This window comes from Bacillus sp. EB V-12, from assembly GCF_056158125.1.
In genome coordinates this window covers 1-21,521 of sequence record NZ_JBUXJL010000025.1, presented here as the reverse complement: position 1 = coordinate 21,521, position 21,521 = coordinate 1, and the positions used below count along the sequence as shown (strand labels likewise).

Below are 21,521 nucleotides of genomic sequence, written 5' to 3'. Positions count from 1 at the left end.
AAGACACTCGTATACGAGTGTCTTTTCTTTATGCAAAAAAATATTTTCAAACAAAAAACCCTTTATAAAAGAACACAAGTTCGCATATAATAAGAACAAACGTTCTTTTTATTTAAGGAGGAATAACAGTGTATGACTATTCTATCTTACCGAATAGAATCATCTTATGTGTGGATTTACGAAGCTTTTACGCTTCAGTAAGTTGCATCAAAATGGGGTTAGATCCTATGTATACAAAATTGGCAGTAGTCGGTGATGTAAATAGAAACGGTTCAATCGTTCTAGCTGCCACTTCACCATTAAAAGCATTAGGTGTAAAAAAGATGGCCAGATTATACGAGATTCCTCGCAGAAAAGACATTCTTGTTGTAAATCCAATTATGGGTACTTACATAAATTGCTCCAATTATATAACAAAGCTAGCTTTGCAGTACGTTCCTATTGAGGATTTTCACCAATATTCCATCGACGAGTTCTTCATGGATATTACGGATAGTATTCATTTATTTGCTAATGATCCCTATGAGTTTGCGTTGAAATTTAAACATGAAATATATGCGAAAACACGGATCGAATGCACAATAGGAATTGGCCCTAACCCTTTAATGAGCAAAGTAGCTTTAGATATTGAAGCAAAGGAGAATCAAAACGGCATTGCTTATTGGAAATATGAAGATGTCCCAACAAAATTATGGAGCATACGACCGCTTAATACATTTTGGGGTATTTCGTACAAAACGGAAGAAAAGTTGAATCGAAAAGGAATACATTCTATCGGAGATTTAGCCAATTACCCTCTTAAATACTTAAAACAAAGCTTCGGTAAGATTGGAGAAGAATTACACTTACATAGCTACGGAATTGACTTTAGTCGCATTTCAGAAAAATATGTTCCTGCCACAACTTCTGTTGGAAAAAGCCAAATACTCACGCGCGATTACACAATAGAAGAATTTCCAATTATTCTACTGGAACATATTGAAGAAGTTTGTTATCGGCTTAGAAGACAAAATAAACTTGCTCAAACCGTTCATTTTTCAGTCGGGTATAGCAAAAGTTATAACGGGGGTATTAGAAAAACTCATACTTTAAGCCGTCCGACTAACTTAACTATGGATATTTATAAAATTTGTACATACTTTTTACATCAACAATATACTGGCGAACCCATTCGCAGCATAAACATTTCTCTAACGAACCTAATCAAAGAAGGAGAGGAACAAATTTCTCTTTTTGATAACATAACGCAGCGAGAACAAGAAATGAAGTTAACAAAAGTAATGGATGAAATACGCACTAAGTTTGGGAAGAACAGTATTCTACGTGGGGTTTCCTACACGCATAGCGCTACAGCTAGATACCGAAACACACTAATAGGGGGACATAAATTATGAATAACGCTAAGATGCCAAAGGGGCGCGGAATGGTGAAATGGGCTCCGTTTGCCGCATTAACACCCCAATTTGATGGGATACGTGAAATCATTAGGGAACAACACAAAATCACCCGTCCGATTTTAACAACTGAAGAAAAAGAACGAATTGAAAATATGCTAGTATGTTCCTTATTATCTGAAGAAGAAAAATTAATTTCATATTATGAAGAAGGTTATTTACTCTCAAGCTATATGACTGTTGTTGATATTGACCCACCAAATGGCGCTGTTATATGTACGGATGCTTTTTATAATAAGATAAAACTGCAATTTTCTAATATAATAGATGCGAATTAATATATCTCTAATAAAAAATACGAATCTTCAAAGTGATGGGCGCCTCCTTGTGGTTATATTATCTCAAAGAGAACTTGTAGAAATTTCTACAAATTCTCTTTGTTTTTCTAGTAAAAATGGAAAGTAAACTTTTACCCCTTAATTTGCATTCATTTCAACTAAAACATTGACTTCAAACCAAACATCCTGATATCCTCAAAATACACATTAAAAGTATACATTAAGAACGTTGTAAATAAAGATGCGAATTAATCAATTTCAGAATCCATTGACATAGCAACATGATTACCATTCCCTATAATTATTTGGAAATATGTTATTTTTCAGGGTATATTTCCTTCATAAATTCTTTATCCATATTAGAAAGAACTCTATTTGAACCCACTTCAAAATCACCAATTGTAAGTGTATTTGGAATTGCATATAACATGATTGAATTCTTATCAAATTGTGTGAAATTTGTCTCGGTTTTACTATAACGTTTAAAAATGTTCTGATCTATTTGTTCTTTTGTCCAATTATTAGGTGGTCCCATAAATACACGATAAACAGCTTCTTTATCCCAAGGAATATTTGCAGCTGGATTTTGATGTTCATGAATACACCCTAAAGCATGTCCAAACTCATGTAATACTACTCGAGAATATTCATCATCAGGAGTATCTGATTTTAACCATCCGAAATTCATCGTTGGTTCAGTTTTAGGAATTGATAGACAGTCTGTACCAATATAAGACCATGAACCTCGATCATGTTTAAAAGAAATACGAATCTCTGCATCAGGGTCATTACCAAATATAAACTTAATATTAGCGTACTTCTCCCATTCATGTGCATAATGTTCTACCCTCTTTTGTACATCAGGAACTCCATCTAAAAAACGGACACGTAATGTTCTACCCTTTCCCCATTTTTTCCCTGTTAGAATTGCAATTTCCTCTGGCAAATCTTTATATCTAGATTCTATAATATTATTTTCGGTATTTTCAGCAATTGCAATTTCACGTGCTTCTTCATGCATATCCTGTGGCAGTATCCGATCAATACAAATCTTAATTTCTTCTGACATTAGTATCTCTCCTTTAATCTAAATTAAACACATTCAAAATATAGTATTAGATGAAAAATGTTATTATATTCTTAAAATAAATTACCTTTATTTACCGTGAAAAATCCTACACTTTTTATTCAATATCTCACTTGGAAACCATCCTGGGTATGAGGCGCCAACTGGAAATTTTAATTTACGAAACAGAATCTAAACACTCATGTGAACATCCAAATAGATTGCTTTTTTCTCTGGTATATAGAAACTACATAATAAAAATGAAATTCAATAAAGTAGAGATTAATTAAATATTCCTATATATTTGATAAAATTTCTTATTTTGATACTGTAAGGAATACAATATCCGTCTGAAAGAATAGTACATCATATTCTCAAATAATTATTTGTTTACTTTTCCCCAATAAATTTCTTCATTATATAGGTAAAAAAAGAGATAAGAACATTTTAATTACGTGCATTATCTCTTTTCGAATATGTATGGTATATCACATTTGAATTTACCACATATTTTAATGGAACTTACAGATTGCTCTTCAACAAAAATTACATCTAATTTTTTGTGAAAATATACAATTTTATCGTTTCAAAAAATACATCATGGATATATATTTTAAACTAACGTATTGGAACACTATAGTTATCTGTATCTATTGATGCCTTTTACTATAATTAATATGTATCGAATATAAATATAGGCCTATCTGTAAGAATGCACCATTCTTCTTTATTTACCTATGCTTATAATTTTTATAAATTATTTTAGTATAGATATTGATTTAAAGTTGATTAATTAAAGTGTCAGGTCCACTACTTTTTTTATTTAACAAAAAAAGAATCTGCAAACCTGCAGATTCTCCTGATAATGATTTATATAAGTAAGACCCGAAAATATAATACAATAATTTGAAAATGAGTTCAAGTAAATAAAAAGGAACCGCTGGAGTTCGGTTCCTTTCAAAAGTGATGATGTTTTCTCCGCTTAGGAACTGAGAAAATACAAAAATATAATACATCGAGATTTAGAGAATTTCAATACTTAAATTAAAAATTACCGTGGGGTGGATGAACATGGAGAGGTAGCGAATCCGCTGCTTTTTTATTTTGCATAGAAAAAAGGAACCATATATTAACGCCAATTACACTGGAGAAAGTACAAATGATGTCATTGAGAGTGCAATTCAAAAAGAAACCCTTAAAATATTATCAGCTTTTGCAGAAAAAGAGCGCATTGATATTAAACAATGTCAAGCTGAAGGAATTGCCCTTGCAAAAAAACAAGGTAAACGTTTAGATCGTCCCCACCTGCCGAAATAACAGAAGAGTTTACGGATGCTTACAAGGAATGGAAATTCGCCTCGATTACAGCCGTAGAAGCTATGAAAAAGTATAGTATCAAACGTTCTTCATTTTATAAACTTGCCAGACAGTATGAGGAAAGTATGAAAGAATAGAGAGACAAAATTTTAATTTATTTTTAATGTGAAATGGAACAATTGAATGCTAAATTTGTTCTACCTGTTCCCATAACAACTATACCAAGTTTCCCTTTACTACCAATCTGTTTCATTTTCATTGCAATACCCCTTCTTTCTTAATTTAATTGAATATATTTTCTATTACCCGTTTCAAGCTTTTTCCCATACCTTTTACTGCCCATACTAGTTTAATGAACACTTTAAAGATAGCATCCCATACATGTTCATTAATAAAAAATTCATATACTTTCTTTAACCACTCTTTCGGGGATTTACTCTTACGTTTAAACCTTTGCCAATGCATTTCTTCACTAGTTTTCATAACTACCCCTTCTTTCTTAATCGAATATGCTTTCTATTAGAAGTTTTAACACCTTTCCCATACCCCAAAACACACAACCTATTAGTCTAAAGAAACCTTTGAAGATGAAATTCCATATGATATCGCTTATAATGAAGTCTATTACTTCCAGTAACCAGTTTCCAAAGGATTTACTCTTACGTTTAAACTTACTCCATCTTGACTCCTTATAAAAATACATCATCCCTCTCCTTTACGGAAGATACACATCTATTTTACGTTTATGAAGACCTCGTTTTGAGTTCTTTCTTAGATTTAGTTTTAATTTAAAAGTATGTTGTTTGATACACTTCTTGCAAACTACTGGATTGTTTGGCATACCATAGCATCCACACTCATAACTGCTACAACATACTTCAGGTTTATAGTCTTTTTCTACTACCGTAAGGTCTTGACAGATATCATATAACCAACCCTTTGTATCTTTTGTCTTTCTCCATCTTTGTTTCACCATAACTACCCCTATTCTTGTTTCGCCAAAACTCTATCTTTATTAATTTCCATTTTAGGAGGATTCTGTTGTATTAGCTTGATAGCGATGTGGTGGTATCCCTATTAGATTATGATAGTCGATATGCTTCCTATAGCCCAGAAAAGAACTAAAAACTCTAGTGAAATCCAAAGTACTTTTTCTCAGTTTTTTGAAATTCTTTTATTAAATAAAAAACAGTACTAATCGCTATAATGATGAAAAGAACGAGGTTTATCATATCTGGCAATTTAATCACTCCTAATTTTAAATTAATTATATAACGATTCCTAAATTTTTAGTTAATTACCGGGGAGAATTAAGCGAAATTTAAACAAAAACACCTATATTAGGATTTAGTTACAGGTTTTCCCCCTATAAAATCAACTATTTGTGCCCCCAACTATAGGGTACGCGAATTACTTTGATATTATCTTTGAACGAACAAAATAACTCCTTTCGAAAAACAAATGAACTGATATTAATCAACTTCCAATAACGATAATTATGTACACACAAAAGTCCTCCAGTTAAACAATCCGGAGGACTTTTAATAGCTTTCTAAGTTATCTTCCAAATACACTCAATCCTAAATAAATCAAACTATAACTAATTAAAGCACTTGCAAGCATCAAACTTATTTTTAATAATTTGTCTTTTATATTAGGCTTTACTTCACTTATAGGTTTTCCCTCTATAAAATCAACTATTTGACGATAAGTTTTTAAATTATGCTCTTTTTTTATGTTTTCAACTTGCTGTAATGAAAACATAAACAAAATCGTAAGTACCACAGGTATTATAAGACCATAATAACCAAAAAAGTAAAATACAGGTGCAATAGAAATAGGGAGTAAAATCATTAATGCTAACATGATGTAACTCCACTTAAAGAAAGTTGATTTTTGAAGTTCTTCTTTCATGATCTTTACATCTCCTTTAACTAAATCATCCAGGGAGACATTAAAGAGAATACTCATCATTAGTAAATTATGAATGTCTGGATAGTTCCTTTCATTTTCCCAGTTAGAAATAGATTGTCTGGAAACATGAATTTTTTCTGCTAACTTCTCTTGGGACATATTATCCCGTTTACGAAAATATTGTATTTGTCTACCAATGTTCATTTATACATCTCCCTTAAGTTTGAGGTTAAGTTAAAGGCTAATTAAAGACTACCAAATTTCTTTATAATAACGTGATTCTAAGGTGTAAAAATGTTTTATCATGCTATTCTCCCCTATTTTTTGTTGAGAAGCTTAGCTAACAATTGTTGTAGCTTCGCCTTTTCCAATCTAACCCAGAGAGCCAATGCAGTTCAACTGTTTTATAATCGGTACGACTTTATTTCAAATCTACATTAATGCAAATGACCCTAATAAACGAACAAAAAGAAAAAAAACTATTTTCAAAGAAGATTAATCTAAACAGTGCGACCTTTTATAAACAGTTCAACTTTGTTTTAAACCAGCATTACAAAGCTAAAAAAACGAAATTCACCTTATAACAAAAAAAGCAACAACAAGATAATATTTTACTTCCACAAAAAATAATACATCAAAAGATACACTTTTAGATATAGATTATTTTTGCATCATAAACTACTTCAAAAAATATCAAAATGCACTTATGCCACACTTCATTAATACACACACTTTTTGAGACGTTGTTTGTTGCGTATTTTTATGCTTAATAGCGTTTTATATTGTTACTATAAGTATGATGAAGCAAGGAGAATCCCTTAAGTTTATGTTTGTTGGGGTTTGTTAATTTAATTTGGTACGTGAAATTATATATATTGAGTTTTTTTCTCTTAAAATTACTATAGTATTTTATATAAATATCATGGTATTATATATATAGAAAATTTGTTTCCATTGTTTATACTCTATTGTACGTAGCGTGAAGGACAAACCTTACGCCCAGTTAACTCGGGCGAGGTTTGTCCTTTTTTTATTTTAAGGAGGAATTTACTATGAAAAAAGTCTACAAAATTGGAGCAATTGTTACTACTTTATGTGTTGCTTGTATTGCAATCTTTACTTTAACTAAGAATGAATCAGTCAATACAGAAACTATAACACCAGAAAAAACAATTGTATCTACTGCAGATGTAAAAGGATCACCTGAGAATATAAAAGATATATCAAAAGAAGAATTAAAGAAAAAAATACAATCCCATGAAGAGTTCATTGCGTATTACTATCAACCAACCTGTCATTTTTGTAAAAAAGCTGCACCGGATATCAATCGTATGTCAAAAAAGCATGATAGAACCATCTATCGTATTGATATCTCTACACCAGAAAATCAAAGTGCCTTTCAAGAGTTTGACATTCCAGGTACTCCAGTTGTTGTAGCTTATAACAGAGGTGAAGAAGTTGAACGTCTAGAAGGAGCCGTGTCAGCTGCTACATATGATGGATTCTTTGCCAGACGTAATTCGAGCGCTAGTTAATATAGTGCTCGTTTTTCTTTGTAAGAAAGGAGAATTAACATGCAACAAAACGCCCGTATTTATTCTTTAGACATAATAAGAGGTATGGCCATACTATGTATCCTTTTTGCGAATCTACCCACTATGACGGGACTAGATCCCTTTAATCAAGCGGGTTATATTGGTATAGATAAAGTAATTCGCTTTTTAGTAGATTTATTTATTCAATCAAAGTTCTATACTATTTTCGCATTCTTATTTGGAGTAGGATTTTACATCTTTATAAAAAATACAGAAGCAAAAGGATATGCCATGTATAGACTATTTATACGGAGACTGTGTATCTTACTAGTCTTCGGTTTACTCCACTTCACCTTTCTATGGTATGGAGATATTTTACATGCGTATGCTTTAGCTGGATTTATTCTATTATTCTTTTATAAGCGATCTACTAAGCTTATTTTTATAGCTGGTTGTAGTTTCCTACTAGTTAGTTATGTATTACATATTATTGTATTTTTGCGGGCAAGTACTCCTATTCCTGAAGTGCCAAACTACTACCAATATATGTTCACAGGCAACACTACCGATCACACGGTAAATCTATTTACACATTATTCACATCAAGTAAAAGCACGTCTTTTCTTTCTAATGACTCAGGAATTTCAGCAACTACTAATAGGAATTCCCGAATATATAGGTTTATTCTTAATCGGTTTATGGGCTGGTAAGAAAAACATTTTTAAAAAGGTACCGGAATTAATAAAGAAAATTAGACTTTTACAGTGGAGTTCATTATGCTTTTCATGTCTTCTCTCTTGTCCTATTATCTATTACTTTATAAAAACGGATATCTACTACTCTCAAGATATACAACTATGGATTCTATTTGGAGGGAAAATGCTAGCTATATTCTATATTTGTACCCTACTTAGAGTGTGTGAGAATAAAAAATATATAGAGTGGCTGCAGCCCTTTATGAACGTAGGTAAATATGCTTTAACAAATTATATTAGCCAAAGTATATTAACTCTTGTCATTCTTTCTTTGTACTTTAAAGATGTCTCACACGTATATTACTGGCAACTATGTATCTTCGGGTTTTTAATTATATTTGTTCAAATTATATTCAGCAAAATTTGGAGTAAATATTTCCGCTATGGTCCTATTGAGTGGTTATGGAGAAAAGGAGTTTACAAGAAATAGACTATTTTTCATCAGTACATGCAATTAACTGAAAAAAGTGATAAAAATGATAAAATATTATATAAAAGATTAAAGATATATTTATGGTTGTAAAATAATGTTATTAAAATTAAAGTGGTTCAAGTCAGGGGAAGGCACTTTAGGGTGCTTTTTCTTTATATAGTGTATAAGGAGTACGGTCACATCGCTATAAAGCTAAGAAAATACAACTACCCCCAGAACACGGTTTTGTGCTAATTTGTAATAAAAAGCTCATTTTTTCTTTTTGGGTAAATATGTTTTCTTGACATGTATGGTGACCCATATAGGTTATTATAGAATCTATATCTGTATATTACAAAAGAAATATGCAGGAAAACATATTAGTGTTTTTGTGTTTAGGAATATATTTTCAACCAAACAAGTTTAGGAATCGGATGTGTCATTTTGTATTATGAATGACTATAGAATAGTATGGTAAAGAGACATGTAATTTCAGATCATTCAATAGTTATAATGATAAGGAGGATATTAGTGAAAAAACTTACTTTTAAGGATTTAAATTCGCCGGAAACCATGTGTAATCCCATTATGTTCTATAAAAACCTCATCAAGCAACAAGAGCGTTTTTTTCAAATTGATGACTTTTATGGCATGGGAGGTACATGGGTCGCATTACACTATGATGATGTAATTACTATTCTGAAAGATTCTCGTTTTATCAAAGATTTACGGAAATTCACATTACCCCATGATAAGCAACACCCAAATTCGAAAAATACAGCTGCGAGTAAACTGTTTGACTGGTTGATGAATATGCCGAATATGCTTACGGTAGATCCACCTGATCATACTCGCCTACGTCGTCTAGTCTCTAAAGCCTTTACACCACGTATGATAGAGGATCTTCGTCCCCGTATTCAGCAAATTGCCGACGAACTGTTGGTTGCTGTACAGGAACAAGGAAAGATGGAAATTATTTCAGATTTTGCTTACCCACTACCCATTATTGTTATTTCAGAGATGCTCGGGATTCCCACCACTGATCGAAACCAGTTCCGTGAATGGACACAAATACTCATGAACGCCTCTGTGAATCCTAGTCAAGGAACTGCAGTTACAACAACACTTGAAAAATTTATTCAATATATTGAGGTATTGCTTAACGAAAAGCGTATAAATCCTGATGCTGATTTGATAAGCGAGCTCGTTCAAACAACAGAGCAAGAAGACAAGTTGAGTAATAACGAGCTTCTCTCAACAATTTGGCTGCTCATTATCGCTGGGCATGAAACGACAGTTAATCTAATCAGTAATAGTGTACTAGCATTACTTCAACATCCCGAACAAATGAATTTACTAAGGGAAAATCCTTCCCTGATTCCTTCCGCTGTTGACGAACTATTACGCTATTCCGGCCCAGTTATGTTTATTAGCCGTCTTGCTAGTGAAGATATGACAATACATGGAAAGAAGATTCGCAAAGGGGATTTAGTTCTACTCTCTCTGACTGCAGCAAATATTGATCCACAGAAATTTACTTATCCGGAAACATTGAATATTTCACGAGAAGAGAATAATCATTTAGCCTTTGGGGCTGGTATACATCACTGTTTGGGAGCTCCATTAGCACGTTTAGAAGGACAAATTGCATTAGGTACTTTGCTACAGCGGCTTCCTAACCTTCGCCTAGCAATCAAACCAGATCAATTAAATTATAATCATAGTAAAATTCGTTCTCTTGTTAATCTGCCAGTTGTTTTCTGACCTATAATTACAATGGGCTTAAGCTGTTTGTTTTTTATTGAGGAAAATTATTATTTTTAAATTTTATAGTACTTCCAAAACGAAGTTTTTGCTAACTTGTAACAAAATTTTATTCTAGAGTAATTCTAAATTCTTAAGTTGATGGATGTAGGATCCCACCACATCGCCATCAAGCTAACAGAACAGATTGCCCCTAAACGAAAATTTTGTGGCTTTTTTAGCGCGGAAGTTCATTATTATCGTTTTTTATGTTCCTTAACTTGATAGAGGTGTGGTGGATCCCTTTTTTAGAAGTAAATACTTCTAAAACCTTGAAGTATTTGAAAATCAATTTTATCTGCTTTTGTCCTTTGAATTATAAAATCTAATCCATTTTTGGTATTGTCCGCATATTTAGGCATTGCTTCAAGAGTATCTGTCAATGGTTTGTTGAAATCGTCCCAATGTATTGGAATAACAAGCTTCGGTTGTACTTTTCGTACAGTCTGCTTGTAATACGTATTTTGGAAAGTACTTTCCTGCTTTCCTAATATCCCTATTCGAATATCATCTAATATCCCTTCTATATAGTTAGCACTTGGTTTAACAAGGAAAGTTTTATTGTTTGTAATCAAGTAATCATAAGAAGAGTCTTCATGATAATCTAGGGCTTTAGCAGGTTGTTTAAGTGGCTTTTTTATTTTTTCTCCTTCATCAAAGGTTGGTGAATGTTTCGATGGAAGGACAATAACAGTAAAATCACCAAACTTCATAGCCTTATTCACTTCATATACAGACATCTGGTTCTTATTTATATCACCACCAATACCTATGTTAATTGCTGATTCTGAACCATATACATGTGTTCCAGTTCGTTTAGCTATATAAGCTAAATCAAACGCATGATCATAATGTGTATGTGCAATAAATAATCCCTTAAGTTTAGTATTATCAACCCCTATTTGATTAAAAACTTTATCCACAGTATCTTCATCTGTTTTTATATTGCTGAACAACATTTTTGGTAAGGATGGCCTAGAAATAAAACCATCAATCATTAATTGTATATTTCCATCATCAAATAATAAAGATGATGTTCCTAAAAATTTGACCTTTACCTCACCTTGATTCAATACTTTTTGTGTTGCTTTTGGCGCATAATACTCCTTGTATTGTTGAATATCTGCTGAAGGTGTTAAAAACTTGTAATAAACGAAAAGAGAAGCAATTATTACTAAGACTAGTAATCCTATAAAAAACACCCTTAATTTTTTTCTTAATGTGTATTTCAAAAACATTCTCCTTTCTAGACAAAAGATATTATTGTTTGACTGTGCTAAATCCTCCTACTTGAGGCTACCACAAAGTATCTATAAAATTTTAAAAACGCCATCCTTTCCTATGATTCTACAGAAAGAATAGCGTATTTTTTCATTTTAGGTGGAACTTTGTTTTGTTAGCTTGATAGCGATGTGGTGCTACTCCTAAGAGGGATTATTTCTACTATTGGATGATGATTTTTCTGATTAATTACATAATTGATGAATTTTATATATAAAGTTAACCATACATACATATTAACCGAGAATAGAAACGTATGTTAAATCAGCCTAAAACAGAACAATGGAATCGGTTTTTCAGGGATAGTGAAGTGTGAAAACTAATACTTACATAAGTAATGAAAAATTTAAACCGTTACAATAAGCAAAAGATGATTATCTCCAGTTTTACAATAACAAAGTTTAAGCGGCTTAATCCCCTTAGAATACAAGGTTTAAGCCGCTTAAACTACAGGTATAGCCTATTTCAGTAATGAATATAATTTAAAACTCTTCATTACATTTGATATTTCGTTATAAATGCTATCATACATTCTTTTAAAATTCTTGTTTTCATAATATTCAACAGGACGTTGACTTGCACAAATATATCCATAAATTAAATTATCAGTTTCATACAACTTTATAATTGGTCCAGATTCAATATAATCAGTTACTTCCGGGTTATTATCAAAAATTAAAATGCTACAAATAGGGAATTGCCCCCCTTCAATATTCGCAACAAAACTAATTGTCCCTTTCGCATTTTCGTCAAATGGGTCTCGATTCACATACACATGGTCCATCCAAATAGTAGGTATTTGTAAAGTAAAAGGATACTGTTCATCTCTATATTCTTTTGTTAAGCTCGAATTATCAGAGTAACCCAATATATTGGTTGTTTGAAAACTAGTTTGTTTTATATAGTCCATCTGTTTTTCTGCTGCAAAAATTACGGAATCTTCCCATAAAGTTTGACTAAATAAAATACTTACGCCAAGAATGTAAGACCCTATTATTTTTAAGTTTAAATTCATTATGCTACCTCCATTAAATTAAGAGTACGTCTCATTTCCTTTTGACTTACTATACGTCCTAATAGATTTGTCTTTCTAGTTGAAACTTTCGTCTGATATAGCAAATAAAGTGTATAATAAGTTGCTAATAATATACGATGAAATTTTTATTCGACGTTTACATGATAGTCAATCTTTTCTTGTTCCTCAGATGTGATTGTTGATGAACGTTTAAAGCTTCCAAGTGTAATAAGTAATACTGCTATAACCAATATTGGCACCAACCATTTTATTATATTTTTTACCATCAAACTGCAATCTCCCTCTTATTAATTAGATTTCCAAGATCCATTCCGCCTCCCATCCCCAGCCCCATTCATTTTATTCATTTTTTCATCTCTAACTAAGGCTTGTACTCCGCCATAAAATACTGGGGAATCCTTATAAATAACGTTATAACCGTCTTCTTTTAAATGTTTCTGTACATTGAATGGTAATACATTTTCGGTATACAAGTAATCTTTTTCAAAGATAAATCGCGATTCATCTACAGTGTCTTGTAAAGCGGAATTGCTATGAAAATATTTATCTAATACTAGTGTTAAAATTTGTGGGATTCGATTCCCTCCTGGTGATCCAATACCCATAATTTCTGTTCCTTTTTTCTCTAATATTGTAGGAGCCATAAATGTTCTTGACCGTTTACCCGGTTCTCTTTGATTTGGACTATTACTAAAATTAGCTAGCTGATTATTTAGAAAAAAACCTTCCATATAAGCTCCAGTACCAAAAAAATTACTTAAAGTATTCGTCACAGAAACAACTGTTCCATATTTGTCCATAACGACAAAATGCGTTGTACTTTCGTGTTCCTCTTCCAGAGGTACTATATTTTCCTTTTTAATTAATCTTGATAGATATTGATTACTAATCCATTTTTGTGAGTGCATTTGAGAAAATTTAGGATCACCTATTGTTTGAACCCTATCTTGATAGGAAACCTTTGTGATTTCACCCATATTTTTCATATATGCCTCTAAATTATTAGCTCTACTATAAGTATTAGTTAATTCAGTTTGTTTTAGCATTTGGAGTAATGTTACCCCAGAAAAAGGCGGAGGAGCCGTATAAACTGTATATCCACAATATTGCCCAATTACGGGTTTCCTCTCTTCAACCTGATACTTGTTAATATCGCTCAAGGGGATATTAGTCATTTTATTAAGTTCTTTGGCTATATCGCCCTGATAAAATGCCGAAGTTCCTTTTTCTTGAATATTTTTCAAAGTATTGGACAATTTTTTCTGAATAAGTTTTTTCCCTTTATTAATTGGATCTCCATCAGGATAAAAGATATTTAGCTTTTTCGAATAAATCCGATGAGATGCACCAGCCAATCGAGAAGAAAGTATATCGTCTACTTCAAATCCATTCTCAGCGTAGAAAATAGATGGTTTCAATAATTCTGACATTTCTATAGATCCGTATTTTTTATGGGCAAATTCCATTCCCGCTACGAACCCTGGAATTCCTGTATTACCTGTATTATTAATTTGGGAGGGGGCCACTTCACGGTAGTCTATAAAATTACTTTCCCCATGTTCATTTAAAATTAACATACCACCTCCACCACCTAATCCTGAAGCGTAAGGTTCTACAACTCCCAACATATATGAAATTACTATTGCCGCATCAATTGCATTTCCTCCTTGTTGTAAAATTTTCATTCCCTCATCTACAGCAAGAGGATGGGAAGCGCTTACTCCGTATGCAAAATCTTTCTTTATGCTTTGCTTTTTTTGTAAGTTATCTTTATTATCAATTAAGTAAAATATTAATATTATTAATATTACAGAAAGAATAAGTAATAATTTTAAAGCACGTATTTTATGAAAGAAATTCAAACTACTATCTCCTTATCTTTGTGATTGATTAGCTCTTTCATTCTTGTGGTTAAGAATACGTTGGTGATTTACAGTAATTTCTATCTTTCCCTCTTTTTCATTCCATATTGATTCATTCTTTGTTTTTTTTGTAAGTTGGCGATTAATCCGTTCCGTATCCCACCAACCAGCTACTGGACGTGGTGTTCCTTCTTTAATTTTTAAAGGTACTATTTCAACTTTTGCTAATCCATTATTTTGTAAGTGATATTGTACCAATGCACTATCTTTTGTTCTTGTCCATCCTTGATCAAAAATAAAATTTCCTAAACTATAAAATATAATACTATTTTTATACACTTCAAAAGATTGGAGAACGTGTGGATGATGACCAATAATAATATCCGCACCTGCATCAACCATTGCTTTTGCTAATGCTTTTTGTCTTGGATTTGCTTCAGTATCATATTCATCTCCCCAGTGCGCATTAACAATTACCAAATCTGCATTTCCTTCTTTAGATTTTTTAGCTTTTCTAATAAGTTCAAAAAATATATCCGGATTCATATTCAGTACACCAGCCTGTTCTTTTGTTGCAATAAACCCATCTACATATGCATCTGTAAAACCAAGTGAAGCAACTCTCACACCATTTAAATCTTGATATACAATATTTTTAGCATCTGTTAAATTTTCCCCGGCTCCTATGTAATCTAAGTTTTCTTCCTTAAAAACTTGTAAGGTATCCCTTAATCCTTTTTCACCATAATCCATCATATGGTTATTTGCTAAATTTAAAATTGTAAAACCAGCTTCTTTAGTAGCTGCAACTGCTTGCCTTTGTGTTTCTAGGTGAATATATTTTTCTGCTTTTTCATATTGTTCCTTCGATTTTAGTAAAACAGGATTTTCAAAGTTACCACTAACGTAATCTGAATTCTCAAAGTATGGTAAAGTGTATCTGAAAACATAAGTAGGACCATAACGTTCGGAGATTTCTTTTATATTCCGTCCCATCATTACATCACCAACCATCGTCATCGTAAATATTGCTTCTGTATTAGCAGCTATCGATTCCGTTGCTTTAGTACGTTCAAAAAATGAAAAACAGATTAACGCTATTGAAATACCTAGTAATGTAGTTAATGCATATAGAGTGTTTTTTTTCTTAGTCTTTTTACTAAAAGCTAAGAGGTTTTCTTGAAATGTTAAATTTTTTTTCATCTTTCTCTCCTTAAAATAGATAATAAACGTTTAAAATTCCGAAGGTAAGACCACTTAATAAAAGTGTACTACCTATAGTTAATGGCAAACCTTGTTTTTGGATTGTATTAGCAATTAATCCTGGGACAATGACACCAATACCTCGAAACTCATAAACTTCAAACGGCATTACAGGATACAAGTAATCAAATATAAGTTTTAAGCAAATTCCAGTAATAAGCATTGCTGCAAATTTTCGACGGCCATATAAAATTGTAAAACGTGCTATACCATGTGTTACGATTAAGTACGTTAAAATACTGATAAGTAATACTAGTAACATGAATACAGGCTGATTAAAAATGAGGGATAAATACCCAGCTACAACTAATCCTGAAGGTAATATTCCCGTTTTTTCTGTATATATGAGGCTTAAGGTTACACCTAATACTAATGCGATATATAAATCTGATCCAAACATTACTTCCCCTCCATAAATTTTTATGTTTTTAGCTAACTTGGCTTACTAACTCTTCTTCTATGATTGCATCAATTAATGGTGTAGCTGCTCCATGAATATTTCCTATACCATATACAATACGACCTCTTATATACGGGCGCATAGCGTTCATAATTTCCTCTGTTGACCAACCTTCTAAATCAACAAACAAATTTGCTGGTATTAATCCTTTCTCATGAAAATCCTTAATAGGAGCGGTTGTTTCTCCTATGGCTAATAATATTTCTGCCTCAATATACGGTAATACATCCCTCGCAAACTGTTCAGTTCTATCTACACGATCCGCTCTACAATTCATAATAATAATGGGCGCTTTCTCGCTATATTTAAAAGAACTTACTCTTTCCCAAATACGTAAGGTTGATGACGCATCATTTGCTGCAAATCCATTTACAAAAAATGATGGTTCTACCGTTTCTCCAAATCGTGTAATTCGCATTGCACCAGGATCTGGTTGAGCATTTAACATACCACGAAATGCTGTTTCTTCATTAATACCCATTGCTTCGGCAACAGCTAAGGCAATCGATGCATTATCAGGGAATACCATATAATCAAATTTCCGTAAAAATTCATCTGAAATTTTTGAGTTATCTGCAGTTATTACCTTTGTATTTCTTTGTTTAGCTACCTTTTTGAAATACTCTAAATAATCGCTTTCGATTGTTACTAAATAACCATTGTATGGAATTGTTGCCGTAAACGCATCTGCTACCTCATTAAGTGTAGGCCCCATAACATCCATGTGGTCCTCTAAAACATTGACAATGACACCGATATTCGCATTAATCATTATATTCTGAAAAATAATTTGGTAATCTGGCTGAACAGCCATACATTCACATACAAGAGCATCTGCTTCTAAACCTGCTACTTCTTTTATTACTCTCCGCTGTTCACCAATATTAGGTCCTTCTTTTCGTCGTTTTATTGGTGACTCATCTTTGGTAAACCAATAAATCATTCGTGCAGATGTTCCAGTCGTTTTTCCCACAACCTTATAATTAGCCTCTTTCACAACCCCGGTAATTAACCTTGTAACAGTGGACTTTCCTCGAATTCCATTTACATTGATTCTGACTGGTATTGAATGTAACCTTTTTTGATGCAATATACGCTCCCAAATACCATAAGTTAATAGAATTACTACACATAATACTATAGTTAGTATCATTTACAGTTCCACTCCTTCTAGAATCTTAATAACCCTACAACACACCCCCATACATTGATTAGGTATGGTTAATCCATGAATTACGTAAAAATGTGTTTTTGCATTGCTGATTTAATTTACTATATAAAAGAAAAGGACATTAGTAATTGTTTCCGTATAGATAAATAAAAAGCATACCGTAGTAACTTTTCGGAGATTTCTAAGGCCTCTCTTTGTGACTATACTTACATAAATGTAATATTTAGTAAATTGATAACTTTTGTATTGAAAATTCAGAATATTTAAAGGGCCTATTTTGATTACTATAATAATATATTTATAAGGGTTTATTTTTTAACTATTTAAGATTGTAAAGTTTCTTGTCTCTCTTCTATATAGGGTCACCATACATGCCTCTCAACTTAAGTAATTTTAATACCCCTAAGTACCAAAAAACGTTATTTTTTCTAAACAAGCTAGATTAAGAAAGGATGACGTTTTCTTATGAATCTACCGATTCAAGATGAACTACAACCATTTGCGGAAGAATTACAACGATATGTGACACCTGTATTTTTAGAAGAACTTGCAAGAGAAATCGGATTTATAAAACGAAAACGTAAGTTTTCTGGATCAGACTTAGCTACCATTTGTATTTAGATCAGTCAACAGATGGCAAGTGATTCCTTAGTCCAATTATGTAGCAGGCTTCATGCAGCTACTGGTACTTTACTCAACCCTGAAGGCTTAAATAAACGTTTAAATGCTAAAGCATCTTTGTTTTTACAACATATTTTTTCTTTACTATTACAACAAAAAGCATGTGAACAAATGCAATTTTCTAACCGTCTCTTCTCTTATTTTGGACGAATTCGTATCCTAGATGCTACCGTATTCCAAGTGCCAAATGCTTTAGAGGATGTATATCCAGGCTCTGGAGGCTGTGCTCAAACAGCCTGAATCAAAATTCAATTAGAATATGATCTGCACAGTGGAGAATTTCTTAACTTTCAAGTTGGACCAGGAAAAAATAAAGACAAAACATTTGGCACGTAGTGCTTAAATACTTTACGACCAGGAGATTTATGTATTCGTGATTTGGGTTATTTTTCATTGGAAGGCTTAGGTCAAATGGATCAACGAGGTACATACTATATTTCTCGTTTAAAATTAAATACGAATCTATATGTGAAAAATCTAATTCCAAAACACTTTAAAAATGGTACCATTAAGAAACAATCGAAATACATACAAATCGATGTGAAACGGATTTTGAAACAACTACAGCCTGGAGAAACATTTGAATTAAAATATGCTTATATTCGTGATAAACAACAACTATTTGCACGTGTTATTTTTAATCGATTAACAGAAGAGTAACTTCAAAAACGACGAGCGAAGATTGCGGAAAAAGAAAAATCTAAAAATAGAACGTACTCAGAGAAAAGTAAATATGAACGTAGGCAAGTATGCTTTAACAAATTACATTAGCCAAAGTATACTAACTCTAGCCATTCTTTCGTTGTACTTTAAAGATGTCTCACACGTATATTATTGGCAACTAAGTATCTTCGAGCTTTTAATTATATTTGTACAAATTATATTCAGCAAAATTTGGAGTAAATATTTCCGCTATGGTCCTATTGAGTGGTTATGGAGAAAAGGAGTTTACAAGAAATAGTCTATTTTTCACCGCTTACATGTAATTAACTGAAAAAAATGATAAAATATTATATGAAAGATTAAAGATATATTTGTGGTTGTAAAATGATGTTATTAAAATTAAAGTGGTTCAAGTCAGAGAAAGGCACTTTAAGGTGCTTTTTCTTTATATAGTGTATAAGGAGTACCATCACATCGCTATAAAGATACGAAAATACAACTACCCCCAGAACAAGATTTTGTGTTAATTTGTAATAAAAAGCTCATTTTTTCGGTTTGAGGATATCTTCTTTTCCTTAGCTTGATAAAGATGTTTCCGTGTCCCATTAAAGGCCATCCCGAAAGGAATGGCCTATTCTTTATGAACGAATATCGGACTTTTTGAAGATTTCAATGAGGCTGGTGAAGCTATCACTGGCATGACCAGTCTTCATGCCGCGCCTGAAGACTTCCAAAACAGTTGCTGGCAAAGCGATGTCGATGCCGGCTTCTTGGGTAGTATGAACAACGTGCTCAACGCTCGCCAAGCCCATTGCGAGTCTGTCCACGTCACCAGGGTGCTCACCCTCGTCGAGACGCGGGGTATAGAACTCTACGAAATTCGGCAGTGACGACATCATCGCCGAAGCGTATGGTAGGAATTGCTCCGCCGTAATACCGTTTGCGTTAGCGATTGCAAGAGCATGTAGGTAACTCAGCATTGCCGTCCAGAATATATCCATCTGTATCTGATAGTATAGCATGGCTAATCCGGGGTCCTCACCCCGGTAATCGGTACTTGTTAACACTTCCAAGGTTTCCCTGTGAGCCTCGAAGACCACTCGCTCACCACTATAGTATGTGTAAGATTCCGATTTACCTATGCCTGACGGTGGAACTTGCACCCCTCCAGTAATATGCCGTGCCCCACGGTCTTCCAACCATTTAGCCGCCTTACGAGCTTTCTCCGGGGTATCAGAACTCAAGTTAACGAGCACCTTACCGAATAAGTTCTCAGAGGCGTGTTCAAGAATAGAGTACATCACATTGTAATCTGTAAGGCTAAGGATTACCAACTCGTTAGCAGCTAACGCCTCGTTGACTGTGGACACCCTGATGGCTCCTTTTGCTACAAGCTGGTCTGCTTTACTTGAAGTCCGATTCCACACGGTCACCGAGTAACCGTATTCCAGAAAAACGCCTGCCATCGCCTGACCCATCGGCCCTAATCCCATGACTGTTACTGATTTTCGGTTCCTAACCGCGTTTGTAGTTTCAGAACCATTTTTCTCATTTTGGCTATTACTTTTCAATGAAAAAACCCCTTTCAGATGAAATTAAGTAAATCATAAAGGATTACACTAGTGTCAATGTCAACACAAACAATAATGGCCCCGGAGCGATTCATCATGCTCGGGACCATGTCTACATTAAACAGTTTTCTTTTTACTAATCGTTAAAGCGATTTGCCTCTCCAGTAATCTCTTTAATCCATGAAGTGCTTCGATTTGATAATTCACATTACTTAGCTTTTTTTCATACGTTTCCAGCATCTCTTCGCAATATTCATATTCGTCAGGATTTGCCGCTTCGCTCTTGAACAATACTCTAATCTCATCTGCTGTTAATCCAAGCTTCAAGTATAACTGAATTGCTTTGACTCGTTCTATGGCCGATTCGTCGAAATCCCGGTAATCGTTCTCCAACCTATCGGCGTTTAGAAGTCCTTTATTTTCATAATGCCGGATGGATCGTATGCTGACATTGGTTAATCGTGCTAGTTCGCTTATTTTCACTCCTAACAAGCCCCCTTGCATCTTCGTAATAAATTGATTATACAACGCTGGTTTTCCATTATTATTTCGCCTGAATGAACTTGAAGCATCTGTAAAATAAGTTTTCCCCAAAAGTAATTTAAAGCAACTCTAGCATAACAAGCAGTTTACAATGGTGTTTGCAAATTCCCTCCCAAAACTCTCCTTTATTTGTGATACAATTCACCGTTCTAGATTTTAAACTATCCTCCATGATTTATATACACAGTTTATGAACATATTTCTAGCTAAAACGACGAAAACTTCACCCATATGAGAATATTTTTTGAGGTTTTTACGAGTATACTGGATTAAGAGGACAAAAGAAAACTGTATGATTTTTAGACCTATCTAGGGGTACAGAAACATCTTCATCAAACTAAAAAATACAAATACCTCCAAAACGAAAAAAACAAGCCGTTTTCTGTAAAAAATACATGAAATTTTCTTCATAGAGTGTTATATAATTCTTAAGTTGATGGGTATGTGGCGGGACCC

18 protein-coding genes and 3 pseudogenes are annotated in these 21,521 nt (G+C 33.0%); 8 read left to right on the top strand and 13 right to left on the bottom strand.

Annotated elements, in window-relative coordinates; genetic code table 11:
* The first annotated feature begins 128 nt into the window (after positions 1-128).
* The gene (locus tag ACZDYH_RS29595) at positions 129-1,394 is read left to right on the top strand and encodes a Y-family DNA polymerase (RefSeq protein ID WP_474887939.1); all 1,266 of its coding nucleotides are present in this window, start codon (positions 129-131) and stop codon (positions 1,392-1,394) included.
* On the top strand, positions 1,391-1,732 hold the full coding sequence (locus tag ACZDYH_RS29590; protein WP_474887937.1) for a YolD-like family protein: 342 nt from the start codon (positions 1,391-1,393) through the stop codon (positions 1,730-1,732). Before ACZDYH_RS29595 ends, ACZDYH_RS29590 begins: the two co-directional genes overlap by 4 nt.
* Before the next feature lie 316 nt (positions 1,733-2,048).
* On the opposite strand, the gene ACZDYH_RS29585 is transcribed toward ACZDYH_RS29590, so the two are convergent.
* On the bottom strand, positions 2,049-2,801 hold the full coding sequence (locus ACZDYH_RS29585; protein WP_474887935.1) for a M12 family metallopeptidase: 753 nt from the start codon (positions 2,799-2,801) through the stop codon (positions 2,049-2,051).
* Between the two features lie 1,113 nt (positions 2,802-3,914).
* Here ACZDYH_RS29585 and ACZDYH_RS29580 point away from each other — a divergent pair.
* Positions 3,915-4,252, top strand: a pseudogene (locus ACZDYH_RS29580) (recombinase family protein); the annotation flags it as partial.
* Positions 4,253-4,397: 145 nt separating this feature from the next.
* Here ACZDYH_RS29580 and ACZDYH_RS29575 read toward each other — a convergent pair.
* The 3 genes from ACZDYH_RS29575 to ACZDYH_RS29565 form a co-directional block, all read right to left on the bottom strand.
* Positions 4,398-4,598: a hypothetical protein gene (locus ACZDYH_RS29575; protein ID WP_434714825.1), complete on the bottom strand. Its 201-nt coding sequence runs from the start codon at positions 4,596-4,598 to the stop codon at positions 4,398-4,400.
* A gap of 232 nt (positions 4,599-4,830) precedes the next feature.
* Entirely contained in the window at positions 4,831-5,091 is a 261-nt protein-coding gene (locus ACZDYH_RS29570; RefSeq protein WP_434714823.1) for a hypothetical protein, read from the bottom strand.
* 581 nt (positions 5,092-5,672) lie between these two features.
* The gene (locus ACZDYH_RS29565; RefSeq protein WP_434714822.1) at positions 5,673-6,233 is read right to left on the bottom strand and encodes a helix-turn-helix domain-containing protein; all 561 of its coding nucleotides are present in this window, start codon (positions 6,231-6,233) and stop codon (positions 5,673-5,675) included.
* Positions 6,234-7,081: 848 nt separating this feature from the next.
* Between ACZDYH_RS29565 and ACZDYH_RS29560 the strand changes: the two genes are divergently transcribed.
* The 3 genes from ACZDYH_RS29560 to ACZDYH_RS29550 all read left to right on the top strand — a co-directional run bounded on the left by ACZDYH_RS29560 (position 7,082) and on the right by ACZDYH_RS29550 (position 10,495).
* Entirely contained in the window at positions 7,082-7,564 is a 483-nt protein-coding gene (locus tag ACZDYH_RS29560) for a thioredoxin family protein (RefSeq protein ID WP_474887933.1), read from the top strand.
* Positions 7,565-7,603: 39 nt separating this feature from the next.
* Positions 7,604-8,749: a DUF418 domain-containing protein gene (locus ACZDYH_RS29555; protein WP_474887931.1), complete on the top strand. Its 1,146-nt coding sequence runs from the start codon at positions 7,604-7,606 to the stop codon at positions 8,747-8,749.
* 513 nt (positions 8,750-9,262) lie between these two features.
* Positions 9,263-10,495, top strand: coding sequence for a cytochrome P450 family protein (locus ACZDYH_RS29550; protein WP_088363331.1), 1,233 nt, complete (start codon positions 9,263-9,265; stop codon positions 10,493-10,495).
* A gap of 287 nt (positions 10,496-10,782) precedes the next feature.
* On the opposite strand, the gene ACZDYH_RS29545 is transcribed toward ACZDYH_RS29550, so the two are convergent.
* The 7 genes from ACZDYH_RS29545 to pgsB all read right to left on the bottom strand — a co-directional run bounded on the left by ACZDYH_RS29545 (position 10,783) and on the right by pgsB (position 17,589).
* Positions 10,783-11,766: an MBL fold metallo-hydrolase gene (locus tag ACZDYH_RS29545; RefSeq protein ID WP_434714815.1), complete on the bottom strand. Its 984-nt coding sequence runs from the start codon at positions 11,764-11,766 to the stop codon at positions 10,783-10,785.
* 509 nt (positions 11,767-12,275) lie between these two features.
* On the bottom strand, positions 12,276-12,830 hold the full coding sequence (locus tag ACZDYH_RS29540; RefSeq protein WP_434714813.1) for a hypothetical protein: 555 nt from the start codon (positions 12,828-12,830) through the stop codon (positions 12,276-12,278).
* Between the two features lie 146 nt (positions 12,831-12,976).
* On the bottom strand, positions 12,977-13,117 hold the full coding sequence (locus ACZDYH_RS29535) for a CapE family protein (protein ID WP_000240352.1): 141 nt from the start codon (positions 13,115-13,117) through the stop codon (positions 12,977-12,979).
* A 21-nt stretch (positions 13,118-13,138) separates the two neighbouring features.
* Positions 13,139-14,713, bottom strand: coding sequence for a gamma-glutamyltransferase family protein (locus ACZDYH_RS29530; RefSeq protein ID WP_474887927.1), 1,575 nt, complete (start codon positions 14,711-14,713; stop codon positions 13,139-13,141).
* Between the two features lie 12 nt (positions 14,714-14,725).
* Entirely contained in the window at positions 14,726-15,916 is a 1,191-nt protein-coding gene (locus ACZDYH_RS29525; protein WP_434714809.1) for a CapA family protein, read from the bottom strand.
* Positions 15,917-15,926: 10 nt separating this feature from the next.
* Positions 15,927-16,376 (bottom strand): poly-gamma-glutamate biosynthesis protein PgsC, encoded by a 450-nt coding sequence (pgsC, locus tag ACZDYH_RS29520; protein WP_000468008.1) that lies wholly within the window; start codon positions 16,374-16,376, stop codon positions 15,927-15,929.
* A 28-nt stretch (positions 16,377-16,404) separates the two neighbouring features.
* Positions 16,405-17,589 (bottom strand): poly-gamma-glutamate synthase PgsB, encoded by a 1,185-nt coding sequence (gene pgsB / locus ACZDYH_RS29515; protein WP_088363326.1) that lies wholly within the window; start codon positions 17,587-17,589, stop codon positions 16,405-16,407.
* 483 nt (positions 17,590-18,072) lie between these two features.
* Here pgsB and ACZDYH_RS29510 point away from each other — a divergent pair.
* Positions 18,073-19,020, top strand: a pseudogene (locus ACZDYH_RS29510) (IS4 family transposase); the annotation flags it as partial.
* Between the two features lies 1 nt (position 19,021).
* A pseudogene (locus ACZDYH_RS29505) lies at positions 19,022-19,249 on the top strand (DUF418 domain-containing protein); the annotation flags it as partial.
* A gap of 340 nt (positions 19,250-19,589) precedes the next feature.
* Here the strand turns inward: ACZDYH_RS29505 and ACZDYH_RS29500 are convergent.
* Positions 19,590-20,522: an NAD(P)-dependent oxidoreductase gene (locus ACZDYH_RS29500; RefSeq protein WP_434714806.1), complete on the bottom strand. Its 933-nt coding sequence runs from the start codon at positions 20,520-20,522 to the stop codon at positions 19,590-19,592.
* A 117-nt stretch (positions 20,523-20,639) separates the two neighbouring features.
* A complete protein-coding gene (locus ACZDYH_RS29495; RefSeq protein ID WP_368936793.1) occupies positions 20,640-21,005 on the bottom strand; it encodes a MerR family transcriptional regulator in 366 nt (121 codons plus the stop codon).
* Positions 21,006-21,521 lie beyond the last annotated feature (516 nt).

Coding starts and splice junctions, on each gene's coding strand:
- ACZDYH_RS29590 (WP_474887937.1), top strand. CDS start 1,391: ATGAATAACGCTAAGATGCCAAAGGGGCGCGGAATGGTGAAATGGGCT.
- ACZDYH_RS29585 (WP_474887935.1), bottom strand. CDS start 2,801: ATGTCAGAAGAAATTAAGATTTGTATTGATCGGATACTGCCACAGGAT.
- ACZDYH_RS29575 (WP_434714825.1), bottom strand. CDS start 4,598: ATGAAAACTAGTGAAGAAATGCATTGGCAAAGGTTTAAACGTAAGAGT.
- ACZDYH_RS29570 (WP_434714823.1), bottom strand. CDS start 5,091: ATGGTGAAACAAAGATGGAGAAAGACAAAAGATACAAAGGGTTGGTTA.
- ACZDYH_RS29565 (WP_434714822.1), bottom strand. CDS start 6,233: ATGAACATTGGTAGACAAATACAATATTTTCGTAAACGGGATAATATG.
- ACZDYH_RS29560 (WP_474887933.1), top strand. CDS start 7,082: ATGAAAAAAGTCTACAAAATTGGAGCAATTGTTACTACTTTATGTGTT.
- ACZDYH_RS29555 (WP_474887931.1), top strand. CDS start 7,604: ATGCAACAAAACGCCCGTATTTATTCTTTAGACATAATAAGAGGTATG.
- ACZDYH_RS29540 (WP_434714813.1), bottom strand. CDS start 12,830: ATGAATTTAAACTTAAAAATAATAGGGTCTTACATTCTTGGCGTAAGT.
- ACZDYH_RS29535 (WP_000240352.1), bottom strand. CDS start 13,117: ATGGTAAAAAATATAATAAAATGGTTGGTGCCAATATTGGTTATAGCA.
- ACZDYH_RS29525 (WP_434714809.1), bottom strand. CDS start 15,916: ATGAAAAAAAATTTAACATTTCAAGAAAACCTCTTAGCTTTTAGTAAA.
- pgsC (WP_000468008.1), bottom strand. CDS start 16,376: ATGTTTGGATCAGATTTATATATCGCATTAGTATTAGGTGTAACCTTA.
- pgsB (WP_088363326.1), bottom strand. CDS start 17,589: ATGATACTAACTATAGTATTATGTGTAGTAATTCTATTAACTTATGGT.